Source organism: Mesorhizobium sp. USDA 4413 (genome assembly GCF_056280365.1).
Map to the genome: position 1 here is coordinate 4,477,774 of NZ_JBVPRP010000001.1, position 12,768 is coordinate 4,490,541.

The 12,768-nt window shown below is 60.8% G+C and carries 15 protein-coding genes, 1 tRNA gene and 1 pseudogene; 4 read left to right on the forward strand and 13 right to left on the reverse strand.

Going from position 1 to position 12,768, the window contains the following annotated elements; genetic code table 11:
* Positions 1-79 precede the first annotated feature (79 nt).
* Complete coding sequence (locus ACVMIM_RS21895) at positions 80-868, reverse strand: hypothetical protein (protein WP_476114508.1); 789 nt, start codon at positions 866-868, stop codon at positions 80-82.
* Between the two features lie 155 nt (positions 869-1,023).
* The gene (locus ACVMIM_RS21900) at positions 1,024-1,284 is read right to left on the reverse strand and encodes a hypothetical protein (RefSeq protein ID WP_476114510.1); all 261 of its coding nucleotides are present in this window, start codon (positions 1,282-1,284) and stop codon (positions 1,024-1,026) included.
* Positions 1,285-1,861: 577 nt separating this feature from the next.
* Between ACVMIM_RS21900 and ACVMIM_RS21905 the strand changes: the two genes are divergently transcribed.
* The 3 genes from ACVMIM_RS21905 to ACVMIM_RS21915 are packed head-to-tail and all read left to right on the forward strand — an operon-like array spanning position 1,862 to position 2,661.
* Positions 1,862-2,203 carry a hypothetical protein gene (locus tag ACVMIM_RS21905; RefSeq protein WP_476114511.1) on the forward strand — a complete coding sequence of 114 codons (342 nt, stop codon included), beginning with the start codon at positions 1,862-1,864 and terminating at the stop codon, positions 2,201-2,203.
* Positions 2,200-2,454: a hypothetical protein gene (locus tag ACVMIM_RS21910; RefSeq protein ID WP_476114513.1), complete on the forward strand. Its 255-nt coding sequence runs from the start codon at positions 2,200-2,202 to the stop codon at positions 2,452-2,454. Before ACVMIM_RS21905 ends, ACVMIM_RS21910 begins: the two co-directional genes overlap by 4 nt.
* Positions 2,455-2,466: 12 nt before the next feature.
* A complete protein-coding gene (locus ACVMIM_RS21915) occupies positions 2,467-2,661 on the forward strand; it encodes a hypothetical protein (RefSeq protein WP_476114514.1) in 195 nt (64 codons plus the stop codon).
* Between the two features lie 72 nt (positions 2,662-2,733).
* On the opposite strand, the gene ACVMIM_RS21920 is transcribed toward ACVMIM_RS21915, so the two are convergent.
* From ACVMIM_RS21920 to ACVMIM_RS21930, 3 genes are all read right to left on the reverse strand, one after another.
* Complete coding sequence (locus ACVMIM_RS21920) at positions 2,734-3,072, reverse strand: hypothetical protein (protein WP_476114515.1); 339 nt, start codon at positions 3,070-3,072, stop codon at positions 2,734-2,736.
* A 27-nt stretch (positions 3,073-3,099) separates the two neighbouring features.
* Positions 3,100-3,567 carry a hypothetical protein gene (locus tag ACVMIM_RS21925; protein ID WP_476114517.1) on the reverse strand — a complete coding sequence of 156 codons (468 nt, stop codon included), beginning with the start codon at positions 3,565-3,567 and terminating at the stop codon, positions 3,100-3,102.
* A gap of 174 nt (positions 3,568-3,741) precedes the next feature.
* Positions 3,742-3,817: transfer RNA gene (locus tag ACVMIM_RS21930), tRNA-Lys, on the reverse strand.
* Between the two features lie 268 nt (positions 3,818-4,085).
* Here ACVMIM_RS21930 and ACVMIM_RS21935 point away from each other — a divergent pair.
* The gene (locus ACVMIM_RS21935; protein ID WP_040995030.1) at positions 4,086-4,541 is read left to right on the forward strand and encodes a BA14K family protein; all 456 of its coding nucleotides are present in this window, start codon (positions 4,086-4,088) and stop codon (positions 4,539-4,541) included.
* A gap of 105 nt (positions 4,542-4,646) precedes the next feature.
* On the opposite strand, the pseudogene ACVMIM_RS21940 reads toward ACVMIM_RS21935, so the two are convergent.
* From ACVMIM_RS21940 to ACVMIM_RS21975, 8 genes and pseudogenes are all read right to left on the reverse strand, one after another.
* A pseudogene (locus ACVMIM_RS21940) lies at positions 4,647-5,175 on the reverse strand (DUF6882 domain-containing protein).
* Positions 5,136-6,629, reverse strand: a complete 1,494-nt coding sequence (glpK, locus tag ACVMIM_RS21945) for a glycerol kinase GlpK (RefSeq protein WP_476114518.1) — start codon at positions 6,627-6,629, stop codon at positions 5,136-5,138. The pseudogene ACVMIM_RS21940 and the gene glpK overlap by 40 nt, the downstream one beginning before the upstream one ends.
* 90 nt (positions 6,630-6,719) lie before the next feature.
* A complete protein-coding gene (locus ACVMIM_RS21950; protein ID WP_278048781.1) occupies positions 6,720-8,444 on the reverse strand; it encodes an ABC transporter substrate-binding protein in 1,725 nt (574 codons plus the stop codon).
* 77 nt (positions 8,445-8,521) lie between these two features.
* On the reverse strand, positions 8,522-8,809 hold the full coding sequence (locus ACVMIM_RS21955) for a DUF2160 domain-containing protein (RefSeq protein WP_040995039.1): 288 nt from the start codon (positions 8,807-8,809) through the stop codon (positions 8,522-8,524).
* 3 nt (positions 8,810-8,812) lie between these two features.
* Positions 8,813-9,721: a carbohydrate ABC transporter permease gene (locus ACVMIM_RS21960; RefSeq protein ID WP_278048782.1), complete on the reverse strand. Its 909-nt coding sequence runs from the start codon at positions 9,719-9,721 to the stop codon at positions 8,813-8,815.
* 3 nt (positions 9,722-9,724) lie between these two features.
* Positions 9,725-10,591 (reverse strand): carbohydrate ABC transporter permease, encoded by an 867-nt coding sequence (locus ACVMIM_RS21965; RefSeq protein ID WP_278048783.1) that lies wholly within the window; start codon positions 10,589-10,591, stop codon positions 9,725-9,727.
* On the reverse strand, positions 10,592-11,659 hold the full coding sequence (locus ACVMIM_RS21970; protein ID WP_040995046.1) for an ABC transporter ATP-binding protein: 1,068 nt from the start codon (positions 11,657-11,659) through the stop codon (positions 10,592-10,594).
* Positions 11,660-11,669: 10 nt separating this feature from the next.
* Positions 11,670-12,749: an ABC transporter ATP-binding protein gene (locus tag ACVMIM_RS21975; RefSeq protein ID WP_476114520.1), complete on the reverse strand. Its 1,080-nt coding sequence runs from the start codon at positions 12,747-12,749 to the stop codon at positions 11,670-11,672.
* Between the last annotated feature and the right edge of the window lie 19 nt (positions 12,750-12,768).

The following is a 12,768-nucleotide window of genomic DNA, read 5'->3' on the forward strand; positions in this document are numbered from 1 at the left end:
TGTCATGAGTCTGGCGCTACAACCGGCTTCGTCAAGCGCACCATGCTTTGACGCCGGAGCAGCGGAAGGGCTGGACGCCTTAAGGGCCTGGCCTGTCCAGCGCTTCCTGCCATTCGGCACCTGTCCGAAAGTCACCAGGGAAGTAAGTGTGGATTTCACGCATCGGCATTTTCAGATGCATCTCACGGTAGGCTCGCCAATGGTTATGGCTGAAGAACGTGATGTCGGTGAGCCCTTTGCTGGGCGGCTCGGAATCAATCGCCAGAATGTAGCCGAACGGCGGGAAGCTGATCTCGGCAAACGTGTGGGAAGGCCCTCCTAAACTCAGCATTCCGGTAATCCCAGACTGCCGCGTCTTAGAAGATCGCGGGTCGGTCATGAAGCAGAACAGCCTCAATTTCGGATCGAAGCCGATCGCATCCCGATCGAGCACATACTTCCGAAGCGAAGGATTGGCTTCGAACATGCCAGGCCCGCAAGCGCTAGCAAACATACAAACAATCTGCTTCGCCACTGCGCCAGGGAAGATCCGAAAGGGCAGGGCCAATGAACTGCCGCCTGCCAACCGGAACTCCATGCCCTGGTAGCTCCATTCGACATAGTGCCGGACGTACCAAGCGCCAGTATCATTGTTGCACCGCTGGCACAGCGTGTAGCCCCCGGCGCCTCGCCGGCTGGTCCGGTGTCTCATCTCGGAGGGGTGGGCAAGTTGGCCTGCAAGTCGGCCACTTTCGAAGTAGTGATTGATATCGGAGAACCGCATACTGCCCTTGTTGAACGCGGCCTCTGGCGGAACATGCTCAAAGGTAAGCCGGTCCTCGACACCGCAGACCGCACACTTTCCGAAGTGGAGTTCCTTCTTCGGCATCGTGACCTACGGCTTCGCCGGCAACAGTAGCGCAGCGACGGCCAAGACAGCCATGAGAGCGCTTGCCGTCATCCCGAGCATATCGCGCTGCCGGTAGCGCCAGACCGCGCTGGTGGCCATGGCTAGGGCGATTGCGGCGATGTAGAGCGGGACGGTCAGTTTCCGCCTTTCATGCACACCAATTGCACCTTGTCGCGGAAGTCGTTGATGGCGTTCTGCTTGTTTTCCTCTGTGTTGAAGCGGGGCTGCTCGTAAGCCATCATAATCATGGCGCGGAAGCCTTCCTTACCCTCTGCTGTGAATTGGGTGTCGTTTAACTTCTCAAGCACCGTCTGCATTGCGGTGCCGTTTTGACGGGCCTGCATAACCGCTTCCGCAGCACGGGCCACGTTCGCGCACGCCTCGTCTGTGGTCATCGCTATCGCCGGTTGGCCGATCAAGATTGAGACAAGACCAAGCCCAATAACGTATCGGAGAATACTCAACGCCCCGTCCTCCCTTATTCCCAATACAGCATCGCGCAACTGCAGGGCGCACGCAAGCCAACTTCCTTTCACGCGCGAAAGGTGTGATCTCCCCAGAAAAGGGGAATTGTATTTTTCGACAAATCAGCGCAGCGTGTCCGTGGGTGTGAGAACCCGGACCGTGATATCTCCGAATGGACCCTTGGCGGGGTCTTGCTCCCTTGGCGGGGGGCTCGGATGAACGAGGTTTCGCGACTTCGCGAACCTCAATGGACGCGCTTGGCGGCGCGGCTCCAACCGGCTGAATATGGCCGGGGTCGAGCGTGCTGTCCAGAGGGAAACCTTAAAAGCGTTCGAGCTGTCTCACGGCAGTTTCTCACCCCCCGGCTTCGGCGCCGTCCGCCGATATCAGATCAAGTGTCCAAAGGGCAGTTGATCGCCGGCTGTGAGAAGCCGGTCTTACCGTGGGGACTTGGAAATGAAATCCCAGGCAATGACACGTCGCGCCGCTCTAGGCGCAATAGCATCTGTGCCGGCCATAGCGGGCGCCACAGCGCTGCCGGTGGCCTTGGCGGCAGCAGCAGCCATCTCCGATCCGCTCGCCGATCTGATCGCCGAATACCGCGCCAAGACAGCCGAGTTTGCTGCGATCCCGGACGAGGTGGTGACGAGGGAGAACGAGGATGCCCTTGTCGAAGCGACCTATGGGCCTATCTCCCGCAAGCTTTGGCGCGACCCACCTCTTCCGACGACTTTGCGCGGCGTGGCCGAGGCTATGCGCTTCGCGATCGATGAGCGCGGATTTTGCGATCGTGCCGCCGAGCGGATCATCGTCGCGGCGCTGGCCTATCTGGATGGAGGCCGGTCATGAGCGACCTAATCGAACCCGCCGTGATCCTCGATACGTTTGTACAGGGCGTGGGGCGTGTGGAGGAGATCGCGGCCAATCTGTTCCGCGTGTCCTACTATGCCCACCAGCGCGGCTACGACGGCACTCAAGAGCGCGTCTGTGTGGCCAAGTTCATCGTGACCGCCGACACAATGGTTGCGATGGCTAACGCCACGGGCTTTCAAGAAATGGCTCGCCGCCTTATGGGCCAGACACACTCGTCTCTGAGCTGAGGGAGGGCAAAGGTGCCTGACCTCTTCAACAAGATCGCCGCCATTGCCGAAGCAGAGGCCGAAAAGACCATGCTGGAGGTAGAGGTGTTGGCCAACATCATTGCCGACAAGATGCAACATTTAGACGGTGGTGTCGGCAAGGACGGCCGCTATGGAGTCCTCATCAATCACGAACTCGGGTTTTTGACGATCGTGAGAAACTACTGATCTCAATTGCCCTATGGGGACACTTGATGAAGGCCCGGCGGCTTAGGCTTCCGGGCCTTTTCCAAAGAGACATCAGTAGCAGTTGGTGTTGATCATCCCGCTGCTGCCAGTTGAAGTGCAATGGAGCGGCCTGGAGGCAGCCTGTTGATTGGCGATGGCCTGCTGCATGGCAATGTTTCGCAGCGTGTTGTTGTGCTGCTTCGCCTGAGCCTCGTTCTCAATGCATTGCGCCATTTCAGGCGTTCCGGGTTTAAAGCCATAGGCGACGCATCGTTTGCCAAAGTAGGCTGCAACGGTATCAGGTGAGGCCGTTGCGAACCATGCTGGCGAGCCCGGCATTCCCACGTAGCGCTCACCATCAACGCCAGTGCAGCCGGCTAGAAACAAAAGAATCGCGATACGCTTCCGCATTGATGCCCCCCCCCTTTCATCCTCGCATCATTCGTTTGGTTCCAGCCCGTACGCTTGCCTCACAAGTCTGGTCAGAATTTCGTCGATCATTTCGTCAGTCAGATCTTCAAGCGACTCGACCTTGAATTTGTAGGCCGAATTACCACGATTCCGCCCGGCACCATTCAAAACGTGTACCCCGCCCCCGCTGTAAGCCCGAAATATATAGCTTCCGACGTACGCACCATTGTACATGGAGACAGTGATCGTTGGATAAGTTCGATTTGCCTCGGACGAAATGTCGAACTTGTCAGACTGATCATTGATCTGAAGCTCAACTTTGTGGGCCCATTGCTCCTTAGCCTCTTGAAGACGGGGCAAAAGCCTGTTGCGAAGGGCTATGCCGGCCTGCAGCATCTGTGAATGTCGTTGATTAGCTTCAGACTGTTCGCTCGCATCTTTGGTCGCTTTTGCATTCTCCGCGTCTTCCAAGATGCGCTTCAATTTGTCGTCCATGCCCGCCCCTCGTAGGTGTCTGTTTCACGCGCGTCAGTATATTCGCAGGAATGTACGCGAAAGCAATCAGGGATGGCTAAACCGTCAAAATTGCGGACACAGTGCGGACACCAAATTCTGTGGACACAGAACCCCGCCCTCACCTCTCGCAATTCCTTGATTTTCTTGGATCTTTGGTGAGCGCGTCGGGGTTCGAACCCGAGACCTACTGATTAAAAGTCAGTTGCTCTACCGGCTGAGCTACGCGCTCCCGCGGGCTCAAAACACCGCCCTCGAAATTGCGCGGAACATAGGGAGAGTGCCGCGGCCGGTCAACCGGAAAAGATGGGCTTCCAAGGCCGATTTTTTGAACCGATTCGAGGAGTCGCCGAGGGTGTTTGCGATGCCTGCGGCAATGGCCCGGGTCAGCATTGCTTCAGAAAGCTCCACAACAACGGGTTGATATTGAGCCTGGAACAATGTGCGACCCGGACCCGTTTCGCAGCCAGGGACGTCGATCAACCTCGAGGAGAAGATTAATGAACAAGATCGCATCGGGACTGCTGGCAGCCGCTCTCTCGGCGTCGTTCATCGCGGCGGAGATGGTGCCGGTCAACGCTCAGCCAAACTATGTGCCGCAACCCCAGGGCCTGTCGTCGGATGTCCAGACCGTGCAATATCGGGATTGGAGAAGGCACCGCGGCTTCAACCGCGATTTCTCGCGTCGTGGTGACGCCGTCTATTGGAACGGCCATCGTGGCTATCGTGAATATCGCCGCGGCTATCGCCGGCATGGCGACTATTGGTTCCCGCTGGCTGCCTTCGCGACCGGGGCGCTGATCACCGGCGCCATCGTCAACAGCGAGAACAACCGCGTCTATCGCGGCAACGCGCATGTGCAGTGGTGCTACGACCGCTACCGCTCCTACCGCGCATCGGACAACACCTTCCAGCCTAACAGCGGCCCGCGTCGGCAGTGCGTGTCGCCCTATTGATGGCCTCCAGTCGATATCCGGGTCGTTAACTGAGCCCGCGCCGCAAGGCGCGGGCTTTCTCGTTGTCATTCGACTGGACTTCAAGAACTGAGTGCGCCCCACGGGTCAGCTTGCCCAGCTAATGGTTTTGAGGATGAGATAAAGTCCTACGCCGTCATCAGGAGGACAGCGATAGGCTCCGCAGGCGTTGCAAATCCGAGTCACTGCTGAGGTCAATTCCCAGCCGAGTGCGTTAAGATCTTCGTCCGTCACATAGTCTCGAGTTAGCTCGCCGATGCCGTGCTCCTTGCCGAAAGATCGGGCTGACTGGGCGTCCGTTATGAACTCGGAAGGCCAATTCGAATTAGCCCAAGCCCAGAGCCAATTGCCGGCTGGTGGAGCCCGCTATCTGGATTTCCGAAACGACCTTGACGCCGCTCTGGTCGGAAAACAGCAGCTTTCCGGCCTTCAAGTCGTAGTCGTAACGCGACCAGTTGCCGAGGCGGAAATCCTTCGCCAGGCGCGCATTCTTGGCGGTAAGCTGTTCAAAGGCCTCGTCGCGCCAAGCAGGATACCAATGCGGTTGCATTTCCCCTCCGCCCGCTCCGGTAATCGTCACTGCCCATTTAGAGTCCGCCGCACCGCATCGCGCCATCCGGCCAGCTTCGCCCCGCGTGTGGCCGCATCCATCTCCGGCTTGAAGCGCCGCTCCAGCGCCCAGCTCTTGGCGAATTCCTTCGCTTTCGGCCAGACACCCGCTTTCGACCCGGCAAGCCAGGCCGCGCCCAGCGCCGTCGTCTCCAGGATCGTCGGACGGTCGACCGGCGCGTCGAGAATATCGGCGAGCCGCTGCATGGTCCAGTCGGACGCCACCATGCCGCCGTCGACCCTAAGCACCGTCTTGGCCGAGGCGCCTTTCCAGTCCTTGCGCATGGCGTCGAGCAGGTCGCGCGTCTGGAAGGCGACCGATTCGAGCGCGGCGCGCGCGAACTCGGCCGGGCCCGAATTGCGCGTCAGGCCGAAGATCGCGCCGCGCGCATCCGCGTCCCAGTGCGGCGCACCGAGCCCGACAAAGGCCGGCACCAGATAGACTTGTTGCGCCGGATCGGCGGTCGCCGCGAGCGCACCGCTTTGCTCGGCCTTGCCGATCACCTTGATGCCGTCGCGCAGCCATTGCACGGCGGCGCCCGCGATGAAGATCGAACCTTCCAACGCATAGGTAGTCTTGCCGTTGAGCCTGTAGGCGATCGTTGTCAGAAGCCGGTTCCTCGAGCGCACGAGATCCGCGCCGGTGTTGAGCAGCGCGAAGCAGCCGGTGCCATAGGTGGATTTCATCATGCCGGGTTCGAAACAGGCCTGGCCGATGGTCGCCGCATGCTGGTCACCGGCGACGCCGAGTATCCGCATCTCAGCCCCGAAAAGGCCCTTCTCGGTGACGCCGAAATCGTCGGCGCAATCCTTCACCTCAGGCAGGATCGCTGCCGGTATGTTCAGGATCGAGAGCAACTCTTCGTCCCAGACATTCTTCTCGATGTTGTAGACCAGCGTGCGCGAAGCGTTCGTCGCGTCGGTGGCGTGCACTTGGCCGCCGGTCAGCCGCCAGATCAGGAAACTGTCGATGGTCCCGGCGAGCAGTTCGCCCTTCTCGGCGCGCTTCCTGGCCCCTTTCACCTTGTCCAGCATCCAGGCGATCTTGGTGCCGGAGAAATAGGGATCGAGCAGCAGGCCGGTCTTCTTCGTGAATTTCTTCTCCAGCCCCTGCTTCTTCAGCTTCTGGCAGAGCGGTGCGGTGCGGCGATCCTGCCAGACGATCGCATTGTGGATCGGCTTGCCGGTCGCCTTGTCCCAGATCACGACCGTCTCGCGCTGGTTGGTGATGCCGATCGCGGCCACGTCGGACGCTGTGCGGCCGGCGGACTTCAGCGCCGCCTTCACCGTGGCGAGAACGCTCGTCCAGATGTCTTCCGGATCGTGCTCGACCCAGCCGGAGGCGGGATAATGCTGCGCGAATTCCTGTTGGCCGGTGCCGGCGACCTTCATCTCACCGTCGAACAGGATCGCCCGGGTCGATGTGGTACCTTGGTCGATCGCCAGCACAAAACCGCTCATTCCGTCCCTCCGCTTTTCATGCAACAGGGGAGACGGCCAAGCCGCCTCCCCTGCATTTCCTACGCGGGCGAACGCGCCCACGTCATGCAGTTACTTCTGCCAGCTCTTCACCAGCTCGTCATAATTGATGGTGATCGGCTTTTCCTTTTCGTTCTCAATCTTGAGCTGCGGCGCAAGGTTGCCCTTCGAGACGGCATCCTTGTTCCAATAGTCGAGATCATGCTCTTCGGCGAGCTTTGGTCCGATGTCGCCCTGGACGCCGGACTTCTCGATACGGCCCATGACCTTCTCTTGCTCGGCGCAGAGCGAGTCCATCGCTTCCTGCGCGCTCTTGGCGCCCGAGGACGCATCGCCGATCGCCTGCCACCACAGCTGAGCAAGCTTCGGGTAGTCAGGCACGTTGGTGCCAGTCGGCGACCACTGCACGCGGGCTGGCGAGCGATAAAACTCGATCAGGCCGCCGAGCTTCGGAGCGCGCTCGGTGAAGCTCTTGTCGTGGATGGTGGAGTCACGGATGAAGGTGAGACCGACATGGCTCTTCTTCACGTCGACCGTCTTCGAGGTGACGAACTGCGCATAGAGCCAGGCGGCCTTGGCGCGGTCGGTAGGCGTCGACTTCATCAGCGTCCACGAGCCCACGTCCTGGTAGCCGAGCTTCATGCCGTCCTTCCAGTAGACGCCGTGCGGCGACGGAGCCATGCGCCATTTCGGCGTGCCGTCCTCGTTCACGACCGGCAGGCCGGGCTTGACCATGTCGGCGGTGAAGGCCGTGTACCAGAAGATCTGCTGGGCGATATTGCCCTGCGCCGGGACCGGACCCGATTCGGAGAAGGTCATGCCCTGCGCCTCGGCCGGGGCGTAAGCCTTCAGCCAGTCGAGATATTTCTGGATCGAGTAGACCGCGGCCGGGCCGTTGGTGTCACCGCCACGCGCGACGCAGGAGCCCACGGGACGCGACTTCTCGTCGACCTTGATGCCCCATTCGTCGACCGGCAGGCCATTCGGGATGCCCTTGTCGCCATTGCCGGCCATGGACAGCCAGGCATCGGTGAACCGCCAGCCGAGCGACGGGTCCTTCTTGCCGTAGTCCATGTGGCCATAGACCTTCTTGCCGTCGACGTCGCGACCGGTGAAGAATTCGGCGATGTCCTCATAGGCCGACCAGTTGACGGGAACGCCGAGATCGTAGCCGTACTTGGCCTTGAAATCGGCCTTGTTCTTCTCGTCGTTGAACCAGTCGTAGCGGAACCAGTAGAGGTTCGCGAACTGCTGGTCGGGCAGTTGGTAAAGCTTCTTGTCCGGTGCCGTCGTGAACGAGGTGCCGATGAAGTCCTTCAGGTCGAGATTCGGGTTGGTGACGTCCTTACCCTCGCCTTCCATCCAGTCGGTCAGATTGCGCACCTGCTGGTAGCGCCAGTGCGTGCCGATCAGATCGGAATCGTTGACCCAGCCGTCATAGAGGTTCTGGCCGGTCTGCATCTGGGTCTGGATCTTCTCGACGACATCGCCTTCCTGGATCGTATCGTGCGTGACCTTGATGCCGGTGATCGCCGAGAAGGCAGGCGCCAGCACCTGCGATTCATACGAGTGGGTGGCGATGGTTTCCGACACGACCTTGATTTCCATGCCGGCAAACGGCTTGGCGGCGTCGATGAACCATTGCATTTCCTTTTCCTGATCGGCGCGCGAAAGCGTCGACAAGTCGCCTATCTCCTTGTCGAGAAAGGCCTTTGCCTCGTCCATTCCGGCATAGGCGTGGCCGGCGCCGAGCAATAGGACAAGGGCGGTCGTCGATGTTAGAAATTGCCGTCGCATGTGTCTCCTCCAGTCTTAGGTTTCAGTTTCGATCCGGAGCGGGCCGCCAGCACGCGGCCGCTTCGGCTATTCCCCCTCTATACGTATCGGAATACGCCAATCGCGTAGACCACCGAGAGAGCGAGAGCCCACCACAGGTTGGGCCCTACCAGGCCCAGCCAAGCGAGATGGATGAAGGCGCTGCCGAGCAGCGAAATGAAGAGGCGGTCGCCGCGCGTCGTCTCGAAGCGCAGCACGCCGATGCGCGGATTGCCGCCGGGTGAGACATATTCCCAAACGCCCATGCCGCAGAGCATCAGCGCAATCACGATGAAGAAAGCGGCCGTCGGCCACGTCCATGCCATCCAGGAGAAGTCGAAATTCATGGATCACACCCTCCCGAGGGCGAAGCCCTTGGCGATATAGTTGCGGACGAACCAGATCACGAGCGCGCCCGGGATCAGCGTCAGCACACCGGCAGCAGCCAGCAGCCCCCAGTCCATGCCGGCAGCCGAGACGGTGCGGGTCATCGTGGCGGCGATCGGCTTGGCGTCGGTCGTGGTCAGCGTGCGCGCGATCAGGAGTTCCACCCATGAGAACATGAAGCAGAAGAAGCAAGCGACCCCGATGCCGCTGGCGATCAGCGGCATGAATATCTTCACGAAGAAGCGCGGGAAGGAATAGCCGTCGATATAGGCGGTCTCGTCTATCTCCTTAGGGACGCCGGACATGAAGCCTTCAAGGATCCACACCGCCAGCGGCACATTGAATAGGCAGTGCGCCAGCGCCACCGCGATATGCGTGTCGATGAGGCCGAAAGCCGAATAGAGCTGGAAGAACGGCAGCGCAAACACCGCCGGCGGCGCCATGCGGTTGGTGAGCAGCCAGAAGAACAGGTGCTTGTCGCCGAGGAAGCGGTAGCGCGAAAAGGCGTAGGCGGCCGGCAGCGCGACCGCCACCGAGATCACCATGTTCATCACCACATAGGTAATCGAATTGATATAGCCCGAATACCAGGACGCGTCGGTGAAGATGATCTTGTAATTGCGCAGCGTCGGCTCATGCGGAAAGAGCGTCAGGGAGGAGATGATCTCCTGGTTGGTCTTGAAGCTCATATTGATGAGCCAATAGATCGGCAGGAGGAGCACGATGATGTAGATCGTCGGCACGATCCACCACCAGCGCGATTCCTCGCCGCGGCGCCGCATCAGCTTGGCCACCTCGTCCTGCGACAGCGTGCTCCCCACCTCGGTGACCGCCGCTTCGCTCACGCGTGTCGTCTCGTTGGCGCTCGCCATCTGTCAGCGCTCCGCGTCGTAGTTGGTCATCACGGTGTAGAACACCCACGACAACAACAGGATGATCAGGAAGTAGACCAGCGACATGGCCGCCGCCGGACCGAGGTCGAACTGGCCGAGCGCCGTCTTGACGAGGTCGATCGACAGGAAGGTCGTCGAATTGCCTGGGCCGCCGCCGGTGACCACGAAGGGTTCGGTATAGATCATGAAGCTATCCATGAAGCGCAACAGCACCGCAATCAGAAGCACGCGCTGCATCTTCGGCAATTGGATGTAGCGGAATACCGCCCAGCGCGAGGCGCCGTCGATCTTGGCCGCCTGATAGAAGGCGTCGGGAATGGAGACCAGGCCGGCATAGCAGAGCAGAACGACCAGGCTGGTCCAGTGCCAGACATCCATGACGATGACAGTGACCCAGGCATCGAACGGATCCTGAACATAATTGTAGTCGATGCCGAGCGCGTTGACATAATAGCCGAGCAGCCCGATGTCGTTGCGGCCGAACACCTGCCAGATCGTGCCGACGACGTTCCACGGAATGAGCAACGGCAGCGCCATGAGCACCAGGCAAACCGGCACTCCCCAGCCCTTCTTCGGCATGTTGAGCGCGATGAAGATGCCGAGCGGCACCTCGATCGCCAGGATGATGAAGGAGAAGATCAGGTTGCGCACCATCGCTTCCCAGAAGCGATCGGAGGCAAGCAATTCCTCGAACCACTCGGTGCCGGCCCAGAAGAAGACGTTGTTGCCGAACGTGTCCTGCACCGAATAATTGACGACGGTCATCAGCGGTATGACGGCCGAGAACGCCACCAGCACCAGCACCGGCAGCACCAGAAACCAGGCCTTGTTGTTCCAGGTCTTGTCCATCTATGCCCCCATCTCGACGCGCCAGGAACCGGCATAGATGTTGATGCCGGCCGGATCGAAGCGGACCTTCGGATCGGCCGGAACTTCGTCGTCCTCGCCGATTACCGCGGCAATTTCCCTGCCTTCCAGATTGGCGCGCACGACCTTGTGGCGGCCGACGTCCTCGACCTTGCTGACCTGCACCGCCATGCCTTCGCGGCCGAGCCGCACATATTCGGGACGGATGCCGAGCTCGACGGTGCCGCCTTCGGCTTTCGGCACCCCGGGCAGTTCGATGCGTTGCGTACCGAGCGTTGCCGTCCTGCCGTCGAGCGACACCGGCAGCACGTTCATGCCCGGCGAGCCGATGAAATAGCCGACGAAAGTGTGGCGGGGGCGCTCGAAGAGCTCGGCCGGCGTGCCGATCTGGACGATCTCGCCATCATACATGACCACCACGCGGTCGGCGAAAGTCAGCGCTTCGGTCTGGTCATGCGTGACATAGACCATCGTGTAGCCGAAGCGCCGATGCAGTTGCTTCAACTGCGAGCGCAGAACCCATTTCATATGGGGGTCGATCACCGTCAGCGGCTCGTCGAACAGGATGGCGTTGACGTCGGAGCGCACCAGGCCGCGCCCGAGCGAAATCTTCTGCTTCTGGTCGGCGGTGAGCCCACGCGCCTTTTTCTTCGCAAGCGAAGCGAGATCGATCATGTCGAGCGTCTCGCGCACCTTGCGGTCGACATCGGCTTCGGGCACGCGACGGTTGCGCAGCGGGAAGGCCAGATTGTCGTAGACGGTCATGGTGTCGTAGATGACCGGGAACTGGAACACCTGCGCGATGTTGCGCTCCTGCGTCGACAGGTTGGTCACGTCCCGGCCGTTGAACAGCAACCGGCCATGCGAGGGATGCAGCAATCCCGAAATGATGTTGAGCAAGGTGGTCTTGCCGCAGCCCGAGGGCCCGAGCAGCGCATAGGCGCCGCCATCCTCGAAGGTGTGATGCACTTCCTTCAGCGCGAAATCCGAATCCTTCTGCGGATTGGGCAGATAGGAGTGGCGGATGTGGTTGACCTCGATGCGCGCCATCGCTTGCTCCTCAGGCCGCCAGCTTCGACGCTGTCACGGCGTGGCCGTTCTGGTCGAACACCATGATGTGACGCGGATCGATGAACACCTCGACCTCGTCGTCCGTCTCGAAATCGAAAATGCCATGCGCAAGCATCACCCAGCGTGCATCGGCGAAGTCGAGATGGACGAAGCTTTCCGAGCCGGTGATCTCGGTGATCGTGACCTTGGCCCGCACCGGCACGGCACTGGCGTTCGGCCGCTCCAGCGACAAATGATGCGGCTGGAAGCCGATCGTGTAGCTGGCGTCCGCAATGCCGGCGAGCTCCGGCGGCACGGGCAGCTTGACGCCGCCTTCGAGCAGGAAGTCCGCGCCTTTCTTCGAGAGCACGATGGTGTTGAGCGGCGGGTCGGCGAAGGTCCGTGCCGTCACCAGGTCGACCGGTTTGCGGAACACCTCGACGGTCGGGCCGAATTGCGTGACGCGGCCTTCCGAGAGCGTCGCCGTATTGCCGCCGAGCAACAGCGCTTCGTGCGGTTCGGTCGTGGCATAGACGAAGATCGTACCGGCGGCGGCAAAGATCTTCGGCAATTCGGCGCGCAATTCCTCGCGCAGCTTGTAGTCGAGATTGGCCAAAGGCTCGTCGAGCAGCACCAGGCTGGCATTCTTGACGATGGCGCGGGCAAGCGCGGTGCGCTGCTGCTGCCCACCGGACAGGTTGAGCGGTGTTCGGTCGAGATAGGGCGTGAGCTTCAACAGCGCCGCTGCGTTGCGCACTTCCTTGTCGACCTTGGCCTGCTCGACGCCGGCGACCCTAAGCGGCGAGGCGATGTTCTCGTAGACGGTCATGGCCGGGTAGTTGATGAACTGCTGGTAGACCATGGCGACGTTGCGCTTCTGCACCTTCTGTCCGGTGACGTCCTTGCCGTCGAACCAGACCGAGCCGGAAGTCGGCGCGTCGAGGCCCGCCATCAGCCGCATCAGGCTGGTCTTGCCGGAGAGCGTCGGCCCGAGGAGCACGTTCAGCGAGCCGTGCTGAAGCGTCAGCGACACGTCGCGGATATGCTCCTGCGCGCCGACCGTCTTCGTCACGTTCCTCAGTTCCAGCATCACGCCTCCTCCCGGGCCT

Coding starts and splice junctions, on each gene's coding strand:
- ACVMIM_RS21920 (WP_476114515.1), bottom strand. CDS start 3,072: ATGCGGAAGCGTATCGCGATTCTTTTGTTTCTAGCCGGCTGCACTGGC.
- ACVMIM_RS21925 (WP_476114517.1), bottom strand. CDS start 3,567: ATGGACGACAAATTGAAGCGCATCTTGGAAGACGCGGAGAATGCAAAA.
- glpK (WP_476114518.1), bottom strand. CDS start 6,629: ATGAGCGGTTTTGTGCTGGCGATCGACCAAGGTACCACATCGACCCGG.
- ACVMIM_RS21910 (WP_476114513.1), top strand. CDS start 2,200: ATGAGCGACCTAATCGAACCCGCCGTGATCCTCGATACGTTTGTACAG.
- ACVMIM_RS21965 (WP_278048783.1), bottom strand. CDS start 10,591: ATGGACAAGACCTGGAACAACAAGGCCTGGTTTCTGGTGCTGCCGGTG.
- ACVMIM_RS21900 (WP_476114510.1), bottom strand. CDS start 1,284: ATGACCACAGACGAGGCGTGCGCGAACGTGGCCCGTGCTGCGGAAGCG.
- ACVMIM_RS21950 (WP_278048781.1), bottom strand. CDS start 8,444: ATGCGACGGCAATTTCTAACATCGACGACCGCCCTTGTCCTATTGCTC.
- ACVMIM_RS21935 (WP_040995030.1), top strand. CDS start 4,086: ATGAACAAGATCGCATCGGGACTGCTGGCAGCCGCTCTCTCGGCGTCG.
- ACVMIM_RS21955 (WP_040995039.1), bottom strand. CDS start 8,809: ATGAATTTCGACTTCTCCTGGATGGCATGGACGTGGCCGACGGCCGCT.
- ACVMIM_RS21970 (WP_040995046.1), bottom strand. CDS start 11,659: ATGGCGCGCATCGAGGTCAACCACATCCGCCACTCCTATCTGCCCAAT.
- ACVMIM_RS21975 (WP_476114520.1), bottom strand. CDS start 12,749: ATGCTGGAACTGAGGAACGTGACGAAGACGGTCGGCGCGCAGGAGCAT.
- ACVMIM_RS21895 (WP_476114508.1), bottom strand. CDS start 868: ATGCCGAAGAAGGAACTCCACTTCGGAAAGTGTGCGGTCTGCGGTGTC.
- ACVMIM_RS21960 (WP_278048782.1), bottom strand. CDS start 9,721: ATGGCGAGCGCCAACGAGACGACACGCGTGAGCGAAGCGGCGGTCACC.